The following is a 19,372-nucleotide window of genomic DNA, read 5'->3' as shown; positions in this document are numbered from 1 at the left end:
CCTCTCGAAGTGACTCTCCTCGAGAGGGCGTTGAGCGGACTTCGGCCTACGGGGTCTCGTCGGCCATGTCGAGGGCGGCGAGGTAGGAGAACGCCATGGACGAGCCCACGGGGCCTCCCGCGCCGGGGTAGATCCGGCCGGACATCGGCGCCATCGTGTTCCCCGATGCGTACAGGCCGGTGATGACCGAGCCGTCGGGCCTCAGGACGCGCGCGTGGTCGTCCGTCTTGAGGCCCCCCTTGGTCCCCAGGTCGGACAGTACGATCGTGGCCGCGTAGAACGGCGGCTTGTCGATCACGCCCAGGCAGGGGTTCGGCCCGTCGGTGTGGGCCCCCGCCATGTGCGTGATCATGAGGTCCCAGGGATCCTCACCGCGACCGAAGCGCTCGTCCTTGCCGCTGCGGGCGTAACCGTTGAACTGCTCGACGCTCTCGGTGAGGGCACCTGCGGGCAGGCCGATGAGTTGCGCGAGTTCCTCGAGCGTGTCGGCCCGCTTCAGCACACCCGCGTCGATGAATGTGTCGACGTCGAACCATCCGGGGACCTGCGGCGCGACGGGCAGCGCGGCGAAAGCCCTTTCGTTGTCGATCTGGCGCTGGTCGAACACCCAGTGTGTGGGAAGGTGCGACACGTCCGAGGATCTGTGCGCCCGGAGCATCTCGTGGCCGGCCCGGTCGTACGGGAGACGTTCGTTCATGTAGCGCTGTCCGGCGGCGTTGACCCAGATGCCGCTCCAGACCGACGTGTAGAACACCGGGCGCGTGTCGGGCACGACGAGGCCCGGCGCGAACCACGACTCCTCGAGCAGGTCGGTCGCCGCGCCGATGTCGATGCCCGCGGTGAGGGCATCGCCGGTGTTGCCCTCGCAGCCCTGGGTCCATTCGTCGGTGAGTTCGGGCTGGAACCGCTGACGGAGCGTGCCGTTCCGCTCGTAACCGCCTGCCGCGAGGAGTACGCCCCGGCCGGCGCGGAACGTCACCCTCTCTCCCTCGCTCAGGGCCTCGATCCCGACGACCGCTCCGTCCTCGACGATGAGGCGCTCCAGTCGGGTGTTCGTCCGCACGGTGCCGTTGCCTGTCTCCATGAACGCGAGCAGCGCGCGCCCGATGAGGGCCTGCCCGCCGATCATCACCGAGCCGGGATCGACACCCCAGCGCTCCGTCCACAGCGGCCTGCGCACCAGGGGCTCCAGATCGCCGAGTTCGGACCGGTCGAAGTCCTGAGGGAAGATGGTTCGTCCCTGGGGCAGGCTCCCCGGCCGGTCGGCGAAGTAGTCGGGCACCCCCTGCCAGATGAACTGGCCGAACCTCGGATTCTTCTCCAGTTCGTCGATCAGGGGAGGCCCCGCCTGAAGGAATGCCTCACGCAGTGAAGCCGCCGAGTCCTCGCCGACGATCGCGTCGAGGTAGGGACGTGCGGCGTCGGGACTGTCCTCAATCCCGGCTCGCTGCTCGGCCGCGTTGCCGGGCAGCCAGATTCCGGCACCGGAGTAGGCCGTGGTCCCGCCGACGTACTCGGTCTTCTCGATGACCAGCGTGCGCAGCCCGCGAGACGCCGCGGCGTAGGCGCCGACGAGCCCCGCTCCTGAGCCGACGACGATGACATCGTAGGAATCAGCTGTGCTTTCGCGGCTCATGATGGTTCCTCTCGGGATGTGTCGAGCATTGGACGGACACGGCCCGACTCACAACGGAGAGCGCCGTGCCGAAGGAAGCAGCGCCTCAGTCCCGGCCCGCGTTCGAGGCTGCTTCGAGCTGCGCGAACCCCTGGGCGGCGGCCTCGTCGAGCTCCATGATTTCGACGAAGTGACCCAGCTCGGCGGTCATGTCGAGATACCCGAAACGGATGGCTCCGCTGTCCCCGAACTGCTTCCAGGTCCTGCCGCTCGCGGCGACGATCGCGGACGCCTCGTCGAAGTCGTCGACGCGGAAGCCCAGATGATGCAGCGTCGCCGGCTCCCCGGGCCTGATGGCGTCCCGATAGAGGTCGACCATGCCGCCCACCGGACGAATGATCTCCAGATTGGTCGGACCGGCGTTGACCAGGGCGACGTCGATGACCCACTCGTCAGCAGGCTCACCGTCCACCACCACGAAGGTGGTTCGCGGGTCGCCGGCACCGGTCCGCGGACGGCCGCCGCCCAGCGACGACTTGAAGTGTCTGACGCACTCCACCGTCCCCACCTTCGACTCGAGGAACGACGCCGCGGCGTCGATGTCGTCCGTCACGTATCCGAGCTGCATGAAATTGCGGAAGAGGTCGCTCAAAGACCGCATTCCGCACCCCCCTTGCCGTGGTTGTTCCGGTTGTTCCGGCGAATGGTGCCGCGCGTCACTGCGGTGTGTCGGCACTGCAGACCAGCACGTGGCATGACTGTCCACCTGACATCCGCGGTCGTCCATCGGGTGTCCCATCAGACGGGATCGGCCACGACCGGCACGAGCCGGCTCCCCGATGCGCGACGGTCACAGATCACCCCAGGTGTGGCACGATGCGGCGATGACCACATCGAGTGAAGGGGCGGGGCAGCTGCGGGAAGCGGCGCGGGTGGCCGCGGCCCGCTCGGGAGACGGTCGACCGGTGCCCCCGGCCCTGGACCGGGCCTCGATCGAGCACAGGCTCATCACGATGCGCAAGTCGGTCGGGCAACTCGACTCCCTCGGACCGGTGGGCCGCGCGCGTCTGGAGAGCGATCCGGAAACCGGGCTCGTCGTCGAGCGGATCCTGGCGCTCCTGATCGACCTGGCCTTCGCGATCAACAGACACGTCTCCGCGGCGGTGCTGGGTGAAGAGCCGCGGACACCCGCCGCCTCGTTCGGCGCGGCCGAGAAGGCCGGCCTGATCGACGCCGAGCTGGCGACCCACCTCACGCCGCCGGACGGCCCGCACAACGTCCTCGTGCAGCTGTACCTGGACACCGAACCCGAGGAGGTCACCGCGGTCGTGTCCGCCGCGCGGTCCGGATACCGGGAGTACGTGCGGCAGGTGGCCGACTGGATCACGGCCCGTACCCCGGCGGGCTGAACTCCTTCGAGGAGAACGTGGTCGGGTCGGCCTCGCGCAGGGCGCGTGGCAAGCCGGGCACGCGTTCGGCGAGAAGGTCGATCACGGCCGGCTTCGACCAGCGAGGGTACCGCCGAGGCCAGTCGCACTACTGGGTGGCCGGCATCGTGTCCCAGAACGAGCACTGGTGTTCCGTTGAGAACCGGTCGTCGTCGATCAGGACACTCCTGCCTCCCGCCCGCAGCGACAGCGTCAGGCCCTTGCCGCTGTGGTAGCCGGGCCAGGCCGTCTGCCGGGCGGCGTCCGGGCGGCCGGTCTTCGTGAACGCGCCCCAGTACCGGGTCATCTCGCGGGCGAGCCGGCGCTCGTCGGCGTCGAACAGCGGGGCTATGGGTGTGCCGTTGTCGAAGCTGGGCCAGATGTAGGCGAGTTCCGCGGCGTGGCCGGCTCCCCAGACGTAGCCGGGGATCTGCGTCAGGCCGGGACCGGTCCGGTGGTCGAACCGGTACGCGTAGGTGGGGGTGTACCGCTCGAAGGTCCGGGTGAGCGAGCGGAGTTCGCACCCGCCGATCCCCGCGATCATCCCCGAGTCGGTCATGATCGCGCCGATGAGGTACGCCGCGGTGTAGCGGTCGGACGTCTCGGGCCAGGGGTAGCGGGCGAGGACCTCGTCGGCGCGGTCCCCTGCGGTGCCCTGGACGAAGGCGAGGTAGGCCTCCTTGCCCGCGCCTGTGTAGCCCGCGGAGAAGGTGCGGCCCTCGTCACGGGTGGCGCCGACGACCACGGGTACGCGGGCGAACCGCCCGCTGTCCAGCGCCTCACGTGCCGGGATCGGGAACGTCGGAGTGCCGTCCACGAAGCCGGACGAGAAGGTCCCGCTCGCGTCGAGGAGCGTGCCCGCCGAGGCGGACCGCAGGCAGTCGAGGACGGCAGCCCGGTCGGTGCCGTCGCAGCCCGCCGCCCGGGCGAAGGCCGTCCCGGCGGCCTCCGCCCGGGCCTGCGGACCGCTGGGACAGGACCCGCTCTGGATCATGGCGCGGGCGAACAGCCCGCGTGAGCCGGGCGACACCAGATGACCGCAGACGGACCAGCCGCCCGCGGACTCGCCGTCGATGGTGACCTCACGGGGGTTCCCGCCGAAGGCGGCGATGTTGCGCTGCACCCAGCGCAGCGCGGCCTGCTGGTCCATGAACCCGTAGTTGCCGGACTCGCCGCCCTCCTCGGTGAGCGCGGGCAGGCCGAGGAAGCCGAAGGCGCCGAGCCGGTAGTTGAGCGAGACGCCGATGACACCGGTCTCCCTGACGAGTTTCGACTCGTCGTTCTGCGAGCCGCTGCCGTTGGTCAGGCCACCGCCGTGGATGAACACGTGCACCGGAAGACGGGCGCCGGCCCGCACGCCCGAAGGCCGCCACACATTGACGTCGAGGCAGTCCTCGGTCTCGCTGCGTGGTCCGTTGCCGCTGGGCAGTACGGGGCAGGGGTCGCCGAAGTCGGTGGCCTCCCGTACGCCGGTCCACCGCGCCGGGGACTGCGGCGGCTTCCAGCGCAGGGAGCCCGTGGGCGCCGCCGCGTAGGGGATGCCGAGGAACCGCTCGACGCCGTACGCGGTGGCGCCGCGCACGGCGCCCTTGTCGGTGGACACCACGGCCGGCGCACTCGCGGACGCCGTCGCGGGCAGCAGCCCGACGACGGCGAGGCACAGGGCCGACGCGCCGCCCAGGACAGTACGGATCCTGCTGGCAGTCATGGGGACCTCTCTGGCCGGGTGCGGGCCGCAGCGGTAGGGCGGCCCGCACCCGTGGTGGTGGGGGGGGGCAGGTGCGGGACGGGCCGTCGTCAGCGGGTGACGTGGACGCTGCCGTGGAGAGGGAGCGTCCGCGACGAGGAGCCGACCCACACGTCCCGCTTCCCGGTGCCGAGCGCCCAGCCGTGGGAGGAGGTGTTCCAGTACTTCAACTGCTGGGCGTCGACCCGGATGCGTACGGTCTTGGACTGACCGGCGCGCAGATGCACCTTCTGGTAGCCGCCCAGCGAGCGCACCGCCTGCGGCGCGGTGGTCCTCGGGCTCGCACCGACGTAGACCTGGGCGACCTCGTCACCGTCGCGGGTGCCGGTGTTCTTCAGGGTGAACGAAACGGTCAGCTCGCCGTGACTCTGCCGTACCGCCAGGTCGCGGTAGGCGAAGGAGGTGTACGACAGGCCGTGGCCGAAGGGGAACAGCGGGGCCGCCTTCTCCTTGTCGTACCAGCGGTAGCCCACGTAGACGCCCTCGGAGTAGTTCTCCTGGTTGTCCACTCCCGGGTACCTGAGCGGGTCGCCGGCGACCGGTGTGACGGACTCACTCGCGGGGAACGTCTGGGAGAGCTTTCCCGACGGGTTCACGTCGCCGTAGAGCAGCCGGGCGGTGGCCTCGGCCCCGTTCTGCCCGGGGTAGTACATGTCGAGCACCGCCTTGACCTTGGGCAGCCACGGCATGGTGATCGACGATCCGGTGTTGAGGACGACGATCGTGTTCGGGTTGGCGTCGGCCACGGCGGAGATGAGCCCGTCCTGGTCGGCCGGCAGGGAGAGGTTCTTCCGGTCGAAGCCCTCGGTGCCGTCGTCGTAGGCGAAGACGATGGGGGTCTTCACCTGGCGGGCCAGGGCCACGGCCTGCTCCCGGGCGGCCTGCGCGGCCTGCGGGGTGACCCAGTTCAGCCGGATCTTCGTCGGTCCGCCCTGGATCGCGAGGGCGCCGGCGGCGAAGGTGTGCGTTCCCGCCGTGAGACGCACGGTGGCGCTGCTCGCGCCGAGGAAGCCGGTGATGACGCTGTTGCCGTCGATCTTCAGGATGCCGTACGCGGCGGGAAGGTCGTAGACGAAGGAGTAGTCGCCGTCGGCCGGCACGGTGAGGGTGCCGCTGTAGTCGAAGGCGGCGTCCGGTGTGACGGTGATCGTGCCGTCCGGGTCGACCGGCAGGGCGGGGCTGAGGACCGTCGCGGGGATGGGGGCGCCGGTGTGGTCGCCGCCGGCCGCGTAGCGCACCGTGGCATGACGGCCGGCCCGCTGCGTGATGGTGTCCAGCGGCGAGGCCGCGGAGTCCGGTACGACGTTGGAGCTGCCGCCGCCGGTGACCTTCGGTGTCTTCGCGGTCGGGCCGATGAGTCCGATGCTGGTGTCCTTACCGGTCAGCGGAAGCACGTTGCCGGTGTTCTTCAGCAGGACCGCGCCGGACTCGGCCACCTTCTGCGCGGCCTTGGCGCCGCCCTCGGGGTCGCGTGCGGGCCGCGGGCGCGCTGTGCCGTCGAGAAGGCCGAATTTCTTCATCTGGCCCAGAATGCGCGCGACCGAATCATTCAGCTCGGAAACCGGAATGGTGCCGTTCGTGATGGCGGTCCTCAGTTCTTCGCCGAGGAAGACGCCGGTCGGCATCTCCTGGTCGAGACCGTTCACGATGTCGGTCGTCGCATGGGTCGCGCCCCAGTCCGACATGACCCAGCCCTTGAAGCCCCACTGCTCTTTGAGGATCGAGTTGAGCAGTTCGTCGCTGCCGCAGCCGGGACTGCCGTTCACCGAGTTGTACGAGCACATCACCGCACCGGCGCCGGCCTTGACGGCGGCCTCGAAGGCGGGCAGCTCGATCTGACGCAGGGTCTGCTCGTCGACGGTGACGTTCACCCCCATGCGGTTGTCTTCCTGGTTGTTCTCCGCGTAGTGCTTGACGGTCGCGATCAGGCCCTGGCTCTGGATGCCCTCGATCTCCCCGGCCACCATGCGGGAGCTGAGCAGCGGGTCCTCGCTGAAGGTCTCGAAGTTCCGCCCCGCGTACGGCACCCGGATGATGTTCGTCATCGGGGAGAGCAGGACGTCCTGGCCGAGCGCCCGGCCGTCGTGTCCGACGGCCTCGCCGAACGTACGGGCCAGTCGGTCGTCGAAGGACGAGGCGAGCGCGACCGGCGCCGGCATCGCGGTGGCGTGCTCGTTGACCCGGATACCCGCGGGACCGTCGGTGAGCCGCAGTTCGGGGATGCCGAGGCGGGGCACCCCGGGTATGTATCCGGCCTGGCCCAGCGCCTGGGGATCGGTGCCTCCATGGACGAAGGACAACTTCTCGTCCAGCGTCATCCGGGCGATGAGGGCGGCGACGCGGGCGTCGCCGGTGCCCGAGGCGCCGGGAGCCACGGTCACGCCCCCGGCCAGGAGCGCCGAGCTCACTCCCGTGATCAGGGCGGTGCGGCGTAACGGGCGTCTGAGGCGGCGTCGTGCTGATGTCCGATTGAGCTCCATGCGGGCTCCTCACCACTGAAGTGCTCAACGATTTACGTCTCAGATGGACAGAATTCGCGTCAAAGCAGGTGGCCATGTAAAGGATCGAACGTTCAAGGAGATTAAATTCGTGTATCCAATGCGTCAACCCTCTGGACTTTCGTTCTTGTACGGCATAAATTGCCGCTCTTCGTATCCTCCAGCACGGGAGCGCGTCGCGGCCCGAGCTGGAGGCCCGGTCGACGGGCCCGCGAGCGCGGGCGTCATCGGCATACCGGGGCCGCTGGACATGAGCAGACGGGCGGTCGCCTCGCCCACCATCCGCTCCAACTGGTCCGGGCTCGACCTGGCAGGTAACTGAGCTCCCGGACGGGCCTTGTGGTCTCCCCCGACAACGACCGGCACCGGCACTGCCGCAAGCCGCGCCGTCCCGGGCCGGACGGCCGGCAGCGCGTGCGCGGAGGGCGCGGAGGGCGCGGAGCACCTGAGCGTTCGGCAAGCCCGCCCCGTGGCGTCCTACTGTGTGAGGGGTACCGTCCTGCATCCGACCGGCAAGGAGAGCCTGGCGTGAACGTGGAGATCCCCCCGGACGTACGCGACATCGCCGTCCAGCTCGGGGCCGGCGTTCCTTACGCGTTGAAGGCTGTGGCCGGCCAGCTGGTCGACGACCCCGACATGGGCCGGCCCTCGGGGCTGCCCGGCATCCTCACCGTGACGGTCGACGGCGACATGTTCGAGGAGTGCCCCGACCTGTCCGTCGGCTACATCCGCGAACCGGACCGGATCCGGATTCGCTACCTGAGCGCGGCCCCCTCCACAGACACCCATGACCAGCACCAAGAGCTGGGCCAGGAGCAGGGCCGGGAACAGGGCCGGGAACAGGATCCGCCTGCCGACACCGCCGTCGCCGCGATCACCGTACGGGAGGTCGCCGACGCCTGGCACCGCATCACCCGCCGGCTCCAGCGCGACGCCCCTGACTCCTGCGCCGCGCTCCGCGCCGGCGCAAGCGCTGCCGCCATCGCCGCCCTGGAAGACGACCTCGGCATGCGGATACCCGTCGAGCTGCACGTCCTGTGGCTGCTGACCGCGGGCGACGGCGGGGCCGACGGCTGGGGATGCCTGCCCGGCAACCGGGCTCTGATGACCCTGGACGCCGTGGCCGCCGTCTACCGGCTGAAGATGGACTCCCAGGCCAACCAGGACACCCTCAACACCGACCGCCCGGAAGAGGAGCGGATCACCGTGTGGAGGCCGACCTGGATTCCGGTTGTCGCCCACGGCCCGGCCGACATCACCTCGGGCCTGTACCTGGACGCCGCGACCGGCTACCTGGGCCGCTGGTCCCGCTACGACGAAGCCCCCGACGACGAACTCGACACGCTGGTCACCTACCTGGAGGAGGCTGCCGACATGCTCGGCGCCCCGGCCCTGGCCGCGCGGGACAAGCCCGGCCTGATCGGCGGGACGCTGGTGTGGCTCAGCAGCATCGACCCCGCGCGGGAAGACCGGTGGCGGCCCCTGACAGGCTGACGAGAGTGGCTCGGGTCGCCTCGGGCCCTCCTATAGGTTCGATCACATCCCGTCGGAGGACGGGCCCAGACCTGCGCGTGAGGGAGTTCGCATGGCCTTTGTCCACCGCACCACCATGACGCCCACCAAGCTGGAGCTGCTCACCGGCTGGCTGCCGAAGCAGAGCTGGTACGTGGGCGACGCGGACACGCCGGAACTGGTCAAGGCCGGTGGGTTCCGTCTGGACGATCCCGAGGGCGCGGTCGGCATCGAGTTCATGGTCGTGGTGGACACCACCGCGCAGGAACCGGTGGCGTATCTGGTGCCGATGGGCTACCGCGGTGCCGCGCTGGACGGCGTCCCCGGCGAGGCGTTGATCGGCACCTCCGAGCACGGGGTGCTCGGCACCCGGTGGATCTACGACGGCGTCCACGACCCGGTGGTGACGGCGCAGTTGGGTGCCCTTCTGCGCGGTGAGGCGGTGCCGCAGCACCAGAGCGAGAGCGACACCCCTGACCCGACCGTCACCGTGCACGGAACCGTCCCCGGCGACGGCCGCGGCGACGGCCCCGGCGTTCAGGTCAACCGCGTCCTGCGGCCGGCGGAGGCCGCCCAGGGGTCGTCCGGACACCTCGTCGCCGGGTGGACCTGGCCGGACGGCACGGCTGCACGGGGAGTACTCGCGACCGTCGCGCCACGGTAAGGCGGACGAAGTCGCGTCAGTGGTGGTGGCCCTGTCGGCCGAGGGTCTCCACGGGGGTCGCGCCGGGGCGGGTCCACTGCGGCACGGGCCGGCTGGTCGGGCCCCAGGTGGCGACGCCGTCCGCGTCCGAGCGCCAGTACCAGCAGGCCTGGCCACCCACGGACGGGTACCCCTCACGGACGTCGCCGATCACGGGCCGGCCCTCGGGGTTGTCCTCCCAGGCCTCGCCGCGGCCGTAGGGCGTCATGTCGAGCAGGCCGAGGGACCCGTTGACCGGCTCGTTGCCACGGCCCGTCGTGGAGTAGGTGAGGAACACCCGGTCGCCGTCGCGAAGGAAACAGGCGATGTGCCCCATCTCGCCGCCGACCGGCGCCTCCACGCCCCGTACCGAGTACCAGGGCTGGGTGTAACCCATGAACGCGACGTAGCGAGCCACCTCGTCCCACGGGCCCGAGGTCAGGACGGCGAACGAGACGCCCCGGGCGTTGAGGTAGACGGCGTCCTTCATGTGCCAGGCCGTGGTGGTGCAGCCCTCGCACTGCCCCTGGTGCGGTGCGCCGTCGTACCACATGTGCTGGTAGACCACGAGCTCGTCGCGCCCCTGGAACAGGTCCAGGAACGGGACCGGGCCGTCAGGTCCGACGACCTCGGCCGTCCCGTCGAGCTCCACCATCGGCAGCCGACGGCGGGCCGCGGCGATCGCGTCGCCCTCACGGGTGTGCGCCTTCTCGCGGACCAGCAGTTTCTCGCGCGCCGCCTGCCAGGTGGCCAGGTCGACGACCGGCGGCTTGCCGGAGAGGCTGCTGCTGGTGTTGCCGGGCGTGGTCGTCATGGTGTCCTCCGTTGTGTCTCCTGCCGGGCAGCGTCGTACGACGACGTCCTGCGCGACGCTCACCAGAACAGACTCGCGCGCCGGGCGGAACTCATCGCGGCAGGGGCCGCCGGGCTGCGCGTTACGCGGCCCGTGGAAGGGGAACCCGTGGTGCGAGGAGCAGCGCGCCGGGCGAAGGAGACCGCCGCCCGCACCGTGAACAAGGAGCGCCCGTTCCGGTGAGGCCACGAGTTCCAGCAGGACGTCCACGCGGGCGCTCGGCCGCTGATCACCTGCCGGTCCGGATGGTGTGAGGGCCGTCGACCTGGATACGCGGGCCCAAGGACTCTAGGCAGCCGAAATGCATCCGAAAGGTACACGCCATGGGGAGCCAGAACCACGACGACGTCATGGGCGACGAGGTCTACCAGCCCGATGGCCCCGACGACCGTGAGGACGAGGGCATCCTCGATCCGGAGGACACGCTCATCGACCGGGGCAGCGACCCCTACGAGGAAGGCTGGTCGCCGCCCGAGCGTCCGCTGGCGGTGGAGCACCAGGGGACGACCGCGCGTGAGCAGCGCGAGGGCGAGAGCCTGGACCAACGGCTGGCCGAGGAGCGTGCGGATCCCGCGCTGGAGGAGCCCGGCGTGGACGACGGCATGGATGACGGCGTGGGAGACCTCACGGGCGGGGCGGGCGAGCCGCTGGACGACGAGGTGGGGACGGACCGGGCCGGGCGCCTCGTGGCTCCGGACGAGGGCGCGCGCGAGGATGCCGAGAAGGACCTGCTCGCGGAGGACGTCGGCATCGACGGGGGCGCGGCCTCCGCGGAAGAGGCGGCCGTCCATCGGATCCCGGACGAGGACTACTACGACGACGACCTCTCGCCGTAGCGGCCTCCGGCCGCGTTCCCCGCCGTCGGCCCGGCCCGCGTTTTCGATCCGCATGGCCGGAAACCCGCCACCACATGGTGCACATCGGATACACAATGATGACGGAACAGGCTGGCCCCCGTGACCTGGTGGATCACGTCGTGCGCGCCGAGGGGGCGGGCTTCGACTTCTCGGTCACGTCGGACCACTACTTTCCCTGGCTGCGCTCCCAGGGGCACTCCCCGTACGCCTGGAGCGTCCTCGGCGCCGCGGCGCAGGCCACCACGCGCATTCCGCTGATGACCTACGTGACCTGCCCGAGCGTCCGCTACCACCCCGCGGTGGTGGCGCAGAAGGCGGCCACCATGGCTCTGCTGTCGGAGGGCAGGTTCCGGCTGGGGCTGGGGGCGGGCGAGAATCTCAACGAGCACGTGGTGGGCCGTGGCTGGCCCGCGGTGGACGTACGGCACGAGATGCTCGAGGAAGCGGTCGGGATCATCCGTGGGCTGTTCGGGGGCGGCCATGTGACGCGTCACGGCACGCACTTCCGCGTGGACTCGGCCCGGCTGTGGGACCTCCCCGACGCGCCGCCGCCGATCGGCATCGCCGTCTCGGGTGACCAGTCGTGCGAACTGGCGGGCCGTTTGGGGGACTTGGTCATCGCCACCGAACCCAGGAAGCCCCTCCTGGACGCCTTCGACCGATACGGCGGCACCGGAAAGCCCCGGGTGGGCCAGCTCCCCGTCAGCTTCGGAGCCGACCGTGACGCCGCTCTCCACCGCGCCCACGCGCAGTTCCGCTGGTTCGGGCTCGGCTGGAAGGTCAACTCCGAGCTTCCCCATCCGGACTCCTTCGAGGCCGCGACCCGGTTCGTGACGCCGGACGACGTGGCCGCGTCCATCCCCTGCGGCGACGACCCGGACGACTTCGTCGAGGCCGTACGCCCCTACGCCGAGGCCGGCTTCACCGAGGTCGCCCTCGTCCAGATCGGCGGCGACGAGCAACTGCCGTTCCTGGACTGGTCGGAGAAGACCCTGCTCCCCGCACTCCACAAGGCCTTCGGCTGAGGTCCGGGGCGGTCCGGCCGCCGGCCGCGCCACGACTCCCATGTCCTGTCAGGGGTTCCAGAAGACGGTGGTGAACGTGCGGTCGAAGCGTCCTGCGGCCAGGTCCGCGCGCTGGATCGCCCAGTGGACGGTGACGCCCTCCCTGCCCCGGATGCCTGGTGCCCAGTCGGCGAGCAGCACCCAGTCCGCGACGGCGTCCGACACCGCACCGCCTCCGCCCCAGGTGCCGTCAGCCGCCCCCCTCACCGCGCCGTGCACGGCGCCTGCGACCGGGTCGAGATGGACGGCCTCCTCGGAGGCGTAACCGCCGATCTGGAGGGGCCCCGGGGTGGCCGTGTCGTAGAGCGTGTTTCCCCACAGCCTGGCCAGTTCCTCGGAGCGGGGGTGCCCGGGCAGCGGCGCGCTCCAGGGGGCCTCGGGGAGTTCGACCGCGTAGTGGTGGGGCACGGAGACATCGGTCGTCGCCCGCAGCGGGCCCTCGGGAAACCGTTCGACGATCTCCTGGTACTCCTCGATGTCGAACCCGCCCCAGGCGTTCTTGTCCCGCCACCGAGCCGTTCGTCCTGGACGACGGGCACCTGGCCGTGCCGACCGGTCCGGGGATCGGGGCGGAGCCGCTGCCCGAGCGGCCGGCGGACGTCACCGTGTCGACGGAGTGGCTGCCCGCGCAGTTCGTCGCGGGGAATGAATCCGACGGGGATGTTCGTTCGGTATGACGAATGCCGCGGCCCTTCCCGTGGTTAGCGTCGGTCAGGTGGTGCTACCCCGAGTGAACTCACAGCCCCGTACCAGTCTCGGCCGACTGCTCGACGACCTCGGCACGACGCTGCTGCGGCTCACGTACGGCGAGCCCGATCCCGGCGGGCACATCGGCGGCGTCGTCATCCACGATCCGCTGGACGCCCCGGTGTTGCCGCCCCGGGCACTGGTGCTGGGCGTCGGGGTCCACCGGGCCGACGACGTCGTGGCGCTTCTCGACGCCCTCGGCGAGCAGGGCGCGGCCGGGCTGGTGCTCCGCGCGCCCGTACCGGCCGACGACGCGGTTCGGGCGGCGGCAGAGCGTTCCCGTGTCGCGGTGCTCGGTCTCACGTCGGGTGCGTCCTGGGCCCAACTGGCCGCGCTGCTGCGGTCCCTGCTGGCCGAGGGCGACATCGCCGACTGCGACGCCGCGACGCTCGGCGGCATCCCGTCCGGTGACCTGTTCACACTGGCCAACGCGATCGCGGCGCTGCTGGACGCGCCGGTGACCATCGAGGACCGCAGGTCCCGGGTGCTGGCGTTCTCCGGGCGGCAGGACGAGGCGGACACCGCGCGGGTCGAGGCCATCCTCGGCCGGCAGGTTCCCGAGCGCTACTCGCGGCTGCTCGCCGAGCGTGGCGTGTTCCAGCAGATCTACCGCGGCGACGACCCGGTGTTCATCCCTCCGCCGGGCGCTCCGTCCGGCGCTCCCTCCGACGACGAGCCGAGCGGCTTCTCGATTCCCCGGGTGGCCATGGCGGTGCGCGCGGGCGACGAGGTCCTCGGCTCGATCTGGGCCGCGGTCAAGGAACCCCTCTGCGCGGAACGGGCCCTGGCGCTGCGCGACGCCGCGAAGCTCGTCGCGCTGCACATGCTCCGCATCCGGGCCGGCGCCGACGTCGAACGCAGGCTGCGCGCCGATCTCGTCGGCACCGCGTTGGAGGGAGGCGCGGGTGCCCGGGGCGCGCTCGGCCGGCTCGGGCTGGCCGACCAGCCCGTGGTCGTCCTCGCGCTCGCCCTGGCCGACTCGGCGAGCGAACCGTCCCTCGGCGCCGACACCGTGCTGGCCGCCGAACGGCAGCGCGTCGCCGACGCGTTCACGATGCATGTGACCGCCGTCCATCCGCGCAGCGCCGCCGCACTCGTCGGCGACATCGCCTACGCGCTCGTCCCGACCGGGCGGGATGTCGAGGACGGGGAGGAGCGGGCGTTGCGGATCGCGGCGGACTTCGTCGACCGGATCGGCGACCGCGTCCCGGTCGTGGTCGGCGTCGGGGCGGTCGCGGGCGCACGTTCGGGCGGGGGTTCGGGTTCGGGTTCGGGCGGGGTCATCGACCTGGCTCAGGCGCGCGCCTTCGCCGACCGGGCGCTGCGCGTGCTGCGGTCCCGCCCCGGCGGAACCCGGGTGGCCCGGCTGCCCGACGTGCACGTGGAGTCGCTGATACTCGAACTCCGGGACATGGTGGCCGCGCGGGGCGACCGCCCCAGCGGGCCGGTGGCGCTGCTCCTCGCGTACGACGAGCAGCACCGCGCCAGTCTGGTGCAGACGCTGGGCGCCTGGCTGGACGCCTTCGGCGACGTCATCGCCGCGTCCGCGTCCGTCCACGTCCACCCCAACACCTTCCGCTACCGCCTGCGCCGGGTCGCCGAGGTCGGCGGCATCGACCTCACCGACCCGGAGGCCCGCTTCGCGGCGATGCTCCAACTGCGGCTGCACTCACTGTCGTAGCGCTCCCGAGGCGCGTGAGCGGTCAGTTCGGCGTCCTGCGCCCGGCCGTCGCCGCGGTGAGGACCTTCAGCGCCACCACGGGATGGAACAGCAGGGCCGGCGAGGACAGCATGTTCACCACCCGCACGAACCTCGCCCACACGGCCGCGTCCTTCACCGCCACATGGAAGAGACGCGTGTTGTACCAGTGGGCGAAGCGCGCGGCGGGCGGCTGACGTTCGGGGTTCCACATCAGGTCCGAGTTGGTGGACAGCGTCCAGGGGCCCAGCACCAGACGCCCCACCTTCTTCTGGAAGCCGGCGGCGAGGCCGTCCAGCCGCCCGGACCCGGCGCACCGGGCCAGCATGCCCTGGAGCAGTTCCGCCTCCATCGCGGCGACCGTCAGGCCCTGGCCGTAGACGGGGTTGAACACGCAGACGGCGTCGCCGACGGCGACGAGCCGGTCCGGCCAGTCCCTGACGGTGTGGTAGGGCCGCCACTGGTTGTCGGCGTTGGTGTAGCGGTGGATGGTCTCCTGGCCGGTGCGCCCGCCGAGGTGCTGGGCGAGGCGCGGGTTGTGCAGGCTCTCGGCGAACGCCAGGTAGCCCTCGTCGTCGGTGGGCGGCTGGTCCTGGAACCCGAACAGCGAGCACGTCCAGCGGTTGCGCTCCACGGCGAGCAGGACCCCGGCCCGGGGCACCCGGGGAGCGAACAGCATCTGGTAGGCGAGGTAGAAGTCCGGGTGGTCCGGGTGGCTCTCGTCGGGCCGGTCGAAGTTCATCGACGTGTACGTGACCTTCGCCTTCACGGTCCGCTTCGGCGGCACGGCGATCCCCATCCCGCCCAGCCAGTCCGGAAGGGAGCTGGACCGCCCGGAGGCGTCGACCACCAGGTCGGCGGCCAGCTCGAGGGGTTCCGCGTCCTGCGCCCGGCACGTCACCCCGCTCACCCGGCCCCCGGGGCCCCGGGTCAGCCCCGTGCAGTGGGTGGACGGCAGCAGGGTGACCTCGGGGAGCGCGAGCACCTTGCGGCGCAGCCGGCGCTCCAGTTCGTCACGGGTGAAGGTCTGGATCCGGACGCCCGTGCGCTGCCGGGGTGCGAAACCGACGGGCAGCAGGAAGTCGATGCCCTCCCCGTAGTCGAAGACCGGCGCACCCGCTCCTTTCAGCTCCTCGCGCAGCCCGGGGAACAGCCGCTCCAGGATCTCCCCGCCCTTGGCCAGCATTGCGTGCGCGTGGTAGCCCTGCGGGGCGCCCGGGTGGACGCCGGTGTCCTCGTCGACGGCGTCCCGCTCGACGAGGACGACCTCCGCGAAGAAGTCGGCCAGCACCCTCGCGGTCACCAGTCCCGCGTAGCTGCCGCCGATGACAACGGCCTTGCCCCAAGGGCGATCTGCACTCATGTCCTCTCAAACGACACCGTCGAAACGGGCGACACGGGGCTTGGGAAGCACTCGGGGAGCGCATGGGGAACCAACAGGCCATTGAGGGATTGATTCAACACCTCTAGCATTTCTCGATGACTTCAATCACCCATGGCTCCCTCACGTCTCTCCTCAGACGGGTGGCTCTGCCGCTGGCCCTCGCCCTGGGCCTGACCACCCCCGTCGCGCCGCCGGCCGCCGCCGCGCCGGCGCTTCCCCAGGTATGGCCGACCCCGCGCCACATGGAGGTGAGCGGTCGTCAACTCGCCGTCCCTGACCGGGTGGTGGAGGTCGTCGGGCCGAACACCGATCCCTCCGCCCGCCGGGTCGTCGAGGGCGCGCTGCGGGCCGCCGGGGCGGACCGGATCGTCACCGCGCGGTCCGGCGAACGGCCGCCGCCCGCCGCCGGGCTCACGGTCTACCTCGGCGGCCCCGGCGAAAACCCCGCCACGGACGGCGCGTTGAGGAAGCTGGGCGTCAAGTCACCGGCCGGGCTGCCCCCGGAGGGATACGTGCTGGCCTCCGGCCGCCGCGCCGGACGCGCCCTGCTCGCCCTCTCCGGCGTCGACACCACCGGCACGTTCTACGCCGCCCAGACCCTCCGTCAGCTCCTCACCGGCCCGCGCCTGCCCGAGGTGACGATCCGCGACCGGCCGACCGCCGCGCTGCGCGGGGTAGTCGAGGGCTTCTACGGCACACCCTGGACACACGCCGAACGACTGAGCCAACTCGACTTCTACGGCCGCACCAAGCAGAACGTGTACGTCTACTCGCCCAAGGACGACCCCTACCTGAGGGAACGCTGGCGCGACGAGTACCCGGCCGCCGAACTGGGGCAGTTGCGCGAACTCGTCGACCGGGCCGTCGACAACCACGTCCGCTTCACCTACGCCCTCTCCCCCGGCCTCTCCGTCTGCTACTCCTCGGACGCCGACATCGCCGCGCTGGTCCGCAAGTTCGCCTCGCTGTACGACATCGGCGTGCGCGACTTCGCGGTCCCGCTGGACGACATCAGCTACACGAAGTGGAACTGCCCCGCCGACGAGGCGGAGTTCGGCAGCGGGGGCGGGGCCGCCGGAACCGCCCAGGCCCACCTGCTGAACCGGGTGTGGCAGGAGTTCTCGGCCGGCCGCAGCGGTCTGAGGCCGCTGGAGATGGTCCCCACCGAGTACTCCGACCTCGCCGACACCCCGTACAAGACGGCGCTGCGCGAGCGGCTGGACCCGGACGTGGTCGTCGAGTGGACCGGCGTCGGTGTGATCGCGCCGACGGTCACCGCCGCGCAGGTGCGGCAGGCCCGCGCGGTCTACGGGCACCCGATCCTGGTCTGGGACAACTACCCGGTCAACGACTACGTCACCAGCAGGCTGCTGCTCGGCCCCTACACGGGCCGGGAGGCGGACGTGGCCCGCGAGGCGGTCGGCGTCACCGCCAACCCGATGGTCCAGGGCGAGGCGAGCAGAATCGCGCTGTTCACCTCGGCGGCCTATCTGTGGAACCCGGACGCCTACGACCCCCGGGCCGCCTTCCTCGCCTCCGTCCGCGATCTCGCGGGAACGGCACCGGTCGCGAAATGGCTGCGGATCTTCGCCGAGAACAGCTACTCCTCCCAGCTCGACGCCACCGAGTCCCCGACGCTGACCAAGCTCATCGCCGACTTCCGCACGGCGTACGAGGAGGACAGCGGGCTCGCCCGGGCCACGGCCGCCCTCCGCTCCTACTTCTCCGACATGGCCGCCACGCCCGCGCAGTTGCGCGCGGGCCTCGCCAACCCCGGCTTCCTGGAGGAGACCTCGCCCTGGCTGGACAAGCTCGGCTCCTACGGCAGCGCCGGACTCACCGCCGTGGACCTGCTCCTCGCCGGCAAGCGCGCAGACACCGGGGCCGTGTCGACGTACTGGAACCGGCTGCGGGGCGAGCGCAAGGCGCTGGACGTGATCCCGCAGCAGGTGGCGCCCGGCGTGATGGACGACTTCCTGTACCGGGCGATGCTCCAGCACGTCCCCGACCCCGGCGTGGACCCGTCCTTCTCGCCCGGCTCGCTGTCCCTGAAGCCCGGAGCGAGCGCCACGGTCACACTCACCCTCGCCGACGACCGCTCCACCGCGGCTCAGTCCGTCGGCTGGCGGCTCACCGTGCCCGCCGGCGTCACCGCGTCCCCCGACAGTGGCACGGTCACCGTCCCGGCGGGCGGCAGCGCCTCCGCCACGGTCACCTTCACGGCCGCCGAGCACGCCTCGGCGGGGGTCCGCTCGGTCGTCGTGTCGGGTGACGGGCTGCTCAGCCGGGCGATCCCCGTGCGGGTGACCGACGGGACGGGGACACCCCGGGCGCTCACCGCCAACTTCAGCGGCGCGTCGGTCAGTTCCGTCGACCTCGTCTCGGGCGCGAGCACCGAGATCAAGGTGGGGGCCAACCCGGGCGAGGTGGTCGTGAGCGCCGACGGCCGGACGGCGTACGCCGCCAACCAGGGGGCGAACTCGGTCAGCGTGATCGACGTGGCGAGCGGGACGGTCACCGGTACGGTCGCGGTGGGCCGCGTCCCCGCCGGGCTCGCCCTCACACCGGACGGCGGCACGCTCTGGGTCGCCAACTACACGGACGGCACCGTGCAGCCCGTCGACACCGGCACGCTGACGGCGGGCACGGCCGTTCCCGTGGGCGGCGGTCCGGAGAACATGGCGGTCACCCCCGACGGTTCCACCCTGTACGTGGCCGACATCCACGACGCCACGGTCACCCCGGTGGACCTCGCGACCCGTACGGCCGAAGCCGCGATACCGGTGGGGCCGTCGCCGTTCAACGTGGTCGCGGCGCCGGACGGACGGACCGTGTACGTGTCCAACTCCGGTGGTTCGACAGTGACTCCGATCGACACCGCGACGAACGACACCGAGCCGACGCTCCTGGTCACCGGCCAGGCCTACGGCCTGGCGCTCTCCCCCGACGGCCGCACCCTGTGGGTCAGCCCCAGCACCGGCGACACCGTCACACCGGTCGACACGGTGACCGGCGCCCCGGGAACACCGGTCACGGTGGGCAGATCGGCCTTCGACGTGGCCCTGAACTGGAACGGCACCACGGCATACGTCACCACAGCCGACGCAAACGCCTTGGTACCGATCGACACCGCATCGGGGAAGACCGGAACCCCCTTCCCGACCGGCGCCTATCCACTAGCGGTAACGCTAACCCCCTAAGGGGCGCGGGGCTGTGCCGAATGTGCGGCTACCGCCGCGTGGGCGCGACCAGCCCCCACCGGCCCGCAGGTAAATCACCGCACAACC

Annotated in this window: 14 protein-coding genes; 7 read left to right on the top strand and 7 right to left on the bottom strand. The window is 71.3% G+C overall.

Annotated elements, in window-relative coordinates; genetic code table 11:
- Nucleotides 1-46 precede the first annotated feature (46 nt).
- Nucleotides 47-1,636, bottom strand: a complete 1,590-nt coding sequence (locus tag ACFPIH_RS18870; protein ID WP_381163564.1) for an FAD-dependent oxidoreductase — start codon at nt 1,634-1,636, stop codon at nt 47-49.
- A gap of 85 nt (nt 1,637-1,721) precedes the next feature.
- Nucleotides 1,722-2,276, bottom strand: a complete 555-nt coding sequence (locus ACFPIH_RS18865; RefSeq protein WP_381163567.1) for a VOC family protein — start codon at nt 2,274-2,276, stop codon at nt 1,722-1,724.
- A gap of 223 nt (nt 2,277-2,499) precedes the next feature.
- Between ACFPIH_RS18865 and ACFPIH_RS18860 the strand changes: the two genes are divergently transcribed.
- Entirely contained in the window at nt 2,500-3,024 is a 525-nt protein-coding gene (locus ACFPIH_RS18860; RefSeq protein ID WP_381163570.1) for a DUF86 domain-containing protein, read from the top strand.
- 127 nt (nt 3,025-3,151) lie between these two features.
- On the opposite strand, the gene ACFPIH_RS18855 is transcribed toward ACFPIH_RS18860, so the two are convergent.
- The gene (locus ACFPIH_RS18855; protein WP_381163573.1) at nt 3,152-4,750 is read right to left on the bottom strand and encodes a carboxylesterase/lipase family protein; all 1,599 of its coding nucleotides are present in this window, start codon (nt 4,748-4,750) and stop codon (nt 3,152-3,154) included.
- Nucleotides 4,751-4,839: 89 nt separating this feature from the next.
- The gene (locus ACFPIH_RS18850) at nt 4,840-7,269 is read right to left on the bottom strand and encodes a glycoside hydrolase family 3 C-terminal domain-containing protein (RefSeq protein WP_381163576.1); all 2,430 of its coding nucleotides are present in this window, start codon (nt 7,267-7,269) and stop codon (nt 4,840-4,842) included.
- A 546-nt stretch (nt 7,270-7,815) separates the two neighbouring features.
- Here ACFPIH_RS18850 and ACFPIH_RS18845 point away from each other — a divergent pair.
- Together ACFPIH_RS18845 and ACFPIH_RS18840 are read left to right on the top strand one after the other, a co-directional pair.
- Nucleotides 7,816-8,781, top strand: a complete 966-nt coding sequence (locus ACFPIH_RS18845) for an SMI1/KNR4 family protein (protein WP_381163579.1) — start codon at nt 7,816-7,818, stop codon at nt 8,779-8,781.
- Between the two features lie 91 nt (nt 8,782-8,872).
- On the top strand, nt 8,873-9,463 hold the full coding sequence (locus tag ACFPIH_RS18840) for a maltokinase N-terminal cap-like domain-containing protein (RefSeq protein WP_381163582.1): 591 nt from the start codon (nt 8,873-8,875) through the stop codon (nt 9,461-9,463).
- A 16-nt stretch (nt 9,464-9,479) separates the two neighbouring features.
- Here ACFPIH_RS18840 and ACFPIH_RS18835 read toward each other — a convergent pair whose 3' ends face one another.
- On the bottom strand, nt 9,480-10,295 hold the full coding sequence (locus tag ACFPIH_RS18835; RefSeq protein WP_381163585.1) for a DUF899 domain-containing protein: 816 nt from the start codon (nt 10,293-10,295) through the stop codon (nt 9,480-9,482).
- 362 nt (nt 10,296-10,657) lie between these two features.
- Between ACFPIH_RS18835 and ACFPIH_RS18830 the strand changes: the two genes are divergently transcribed.
- Both ACFPIH_RS18830 and ACFPIH_RS18825 read left to right on the top strand, forming a co-directional pair.
- On the top strand, nt 10,658-11,170 hold the full coding sequence (locus ACFPIH_RS18830) for a DUF5709 domain-containing protein (protein ID WP_381163588.1): 513 nt from the start codon (nt 10,658-10,660) through the stop codon (nt 11,168-11,170).
- 74 nt (nt 11,171-11,244) lie between these two features.
- Nucleotides 11,245-12,216 (top strand): LLM class F420-dependent oxidoreductase, encoded by a 972-nt coding sequence (locus tag ACFPIH_RS18825; RefSeq protein WP_381163591.1) that lies wholly within the window; start codon nt 11,245-11,247, stop codon nt 12,214-12,216.
- Between the two features lie 48 nt (nt 12,217-12,264).
- On the opposite strand, the gene ACFPIH_RS18820 is transcribed toward ACFPIH_RS18825, so the two are convergent.
- Complete coding sequence (locus ACFPIH_RS18820; protein WP_381163594.1) at nt 12,265-12,663, bottom strand: hypothetical protein; 399 nt, start codon at nt 12,661-12,663, stop codon at nt 12,265-12,267.
- Nucleotides 12,664-12,985: 322 nt separating this feature from the next.
- Between ACFPIH_RS18820 and ACFPIH_RS18815 the strand changes: the two genes are divergently transcribed.
- Nucleotides 12,986-14,683 carry a PucR family transcriptional regulator gene (locus tag ACFPIH_RS18815; RefSeq protein ID WP_381163597.1) on the top strand — a complete coding sequence of 566 codons (1,698 nt, stop codon included), beginning with the start codon at nt 12,986-12,988 and terminating at the stop codon, nt 14,681-14,683.
- 22 nt (nt 14,684-14,705) lie between these two features.
- On the opposite strand, the gene ACFPIH_RS18810 is transcribed toward ACFPIH_RS18815, so the two are convergent.
- Nucleotides 14,706-16,064, bottom strand: a complete 1,359-nt coding sequence (locus tag ACFPIH_RS18810) for an FAD-dependent oxidoreductase (RefSeq protein WP_381163600.1) — start codon at nt 16,062-16,064, stop codon at nt 14,706-14,708.
- A gap of 116 nt (nt 16,065-16,180) precedes the next feature.
- Here ACFPIH_RS18810 and ACFPIH_RS18805 point away from each other — a divergent pair, with 116 nt between their 5' ends.
- Nucleotides 16,181-19,285, top strand: a complete 3,105-nt coding sequence (locus tag ACFPIH_RS18805) for a beta-N-acetylglucosaminidase domain-containing protein (protein ID WP_381163603.1) — start codon at nt 16,181-16,183, stop codon at nt 19,283-19,285.
- The last annotated feature ends 87 nt before the right edge of the window (nt 19,286-19,372 follow it).

Origin of the sequence: Streptomyces vulcanius (assembly GCF_042653945.1) — a bacterium.
In the GTDB taxonomy this organism is placed as follows: Bacteria; Actinomycetota; Actinomycetes; order Streptomycetales; family Streptomycetaceae; genus Streptomyces; species Streptomyces mangrovi.
This window is presented reverse-complemented; position numbering and strand designations above follow the sequence as displayed.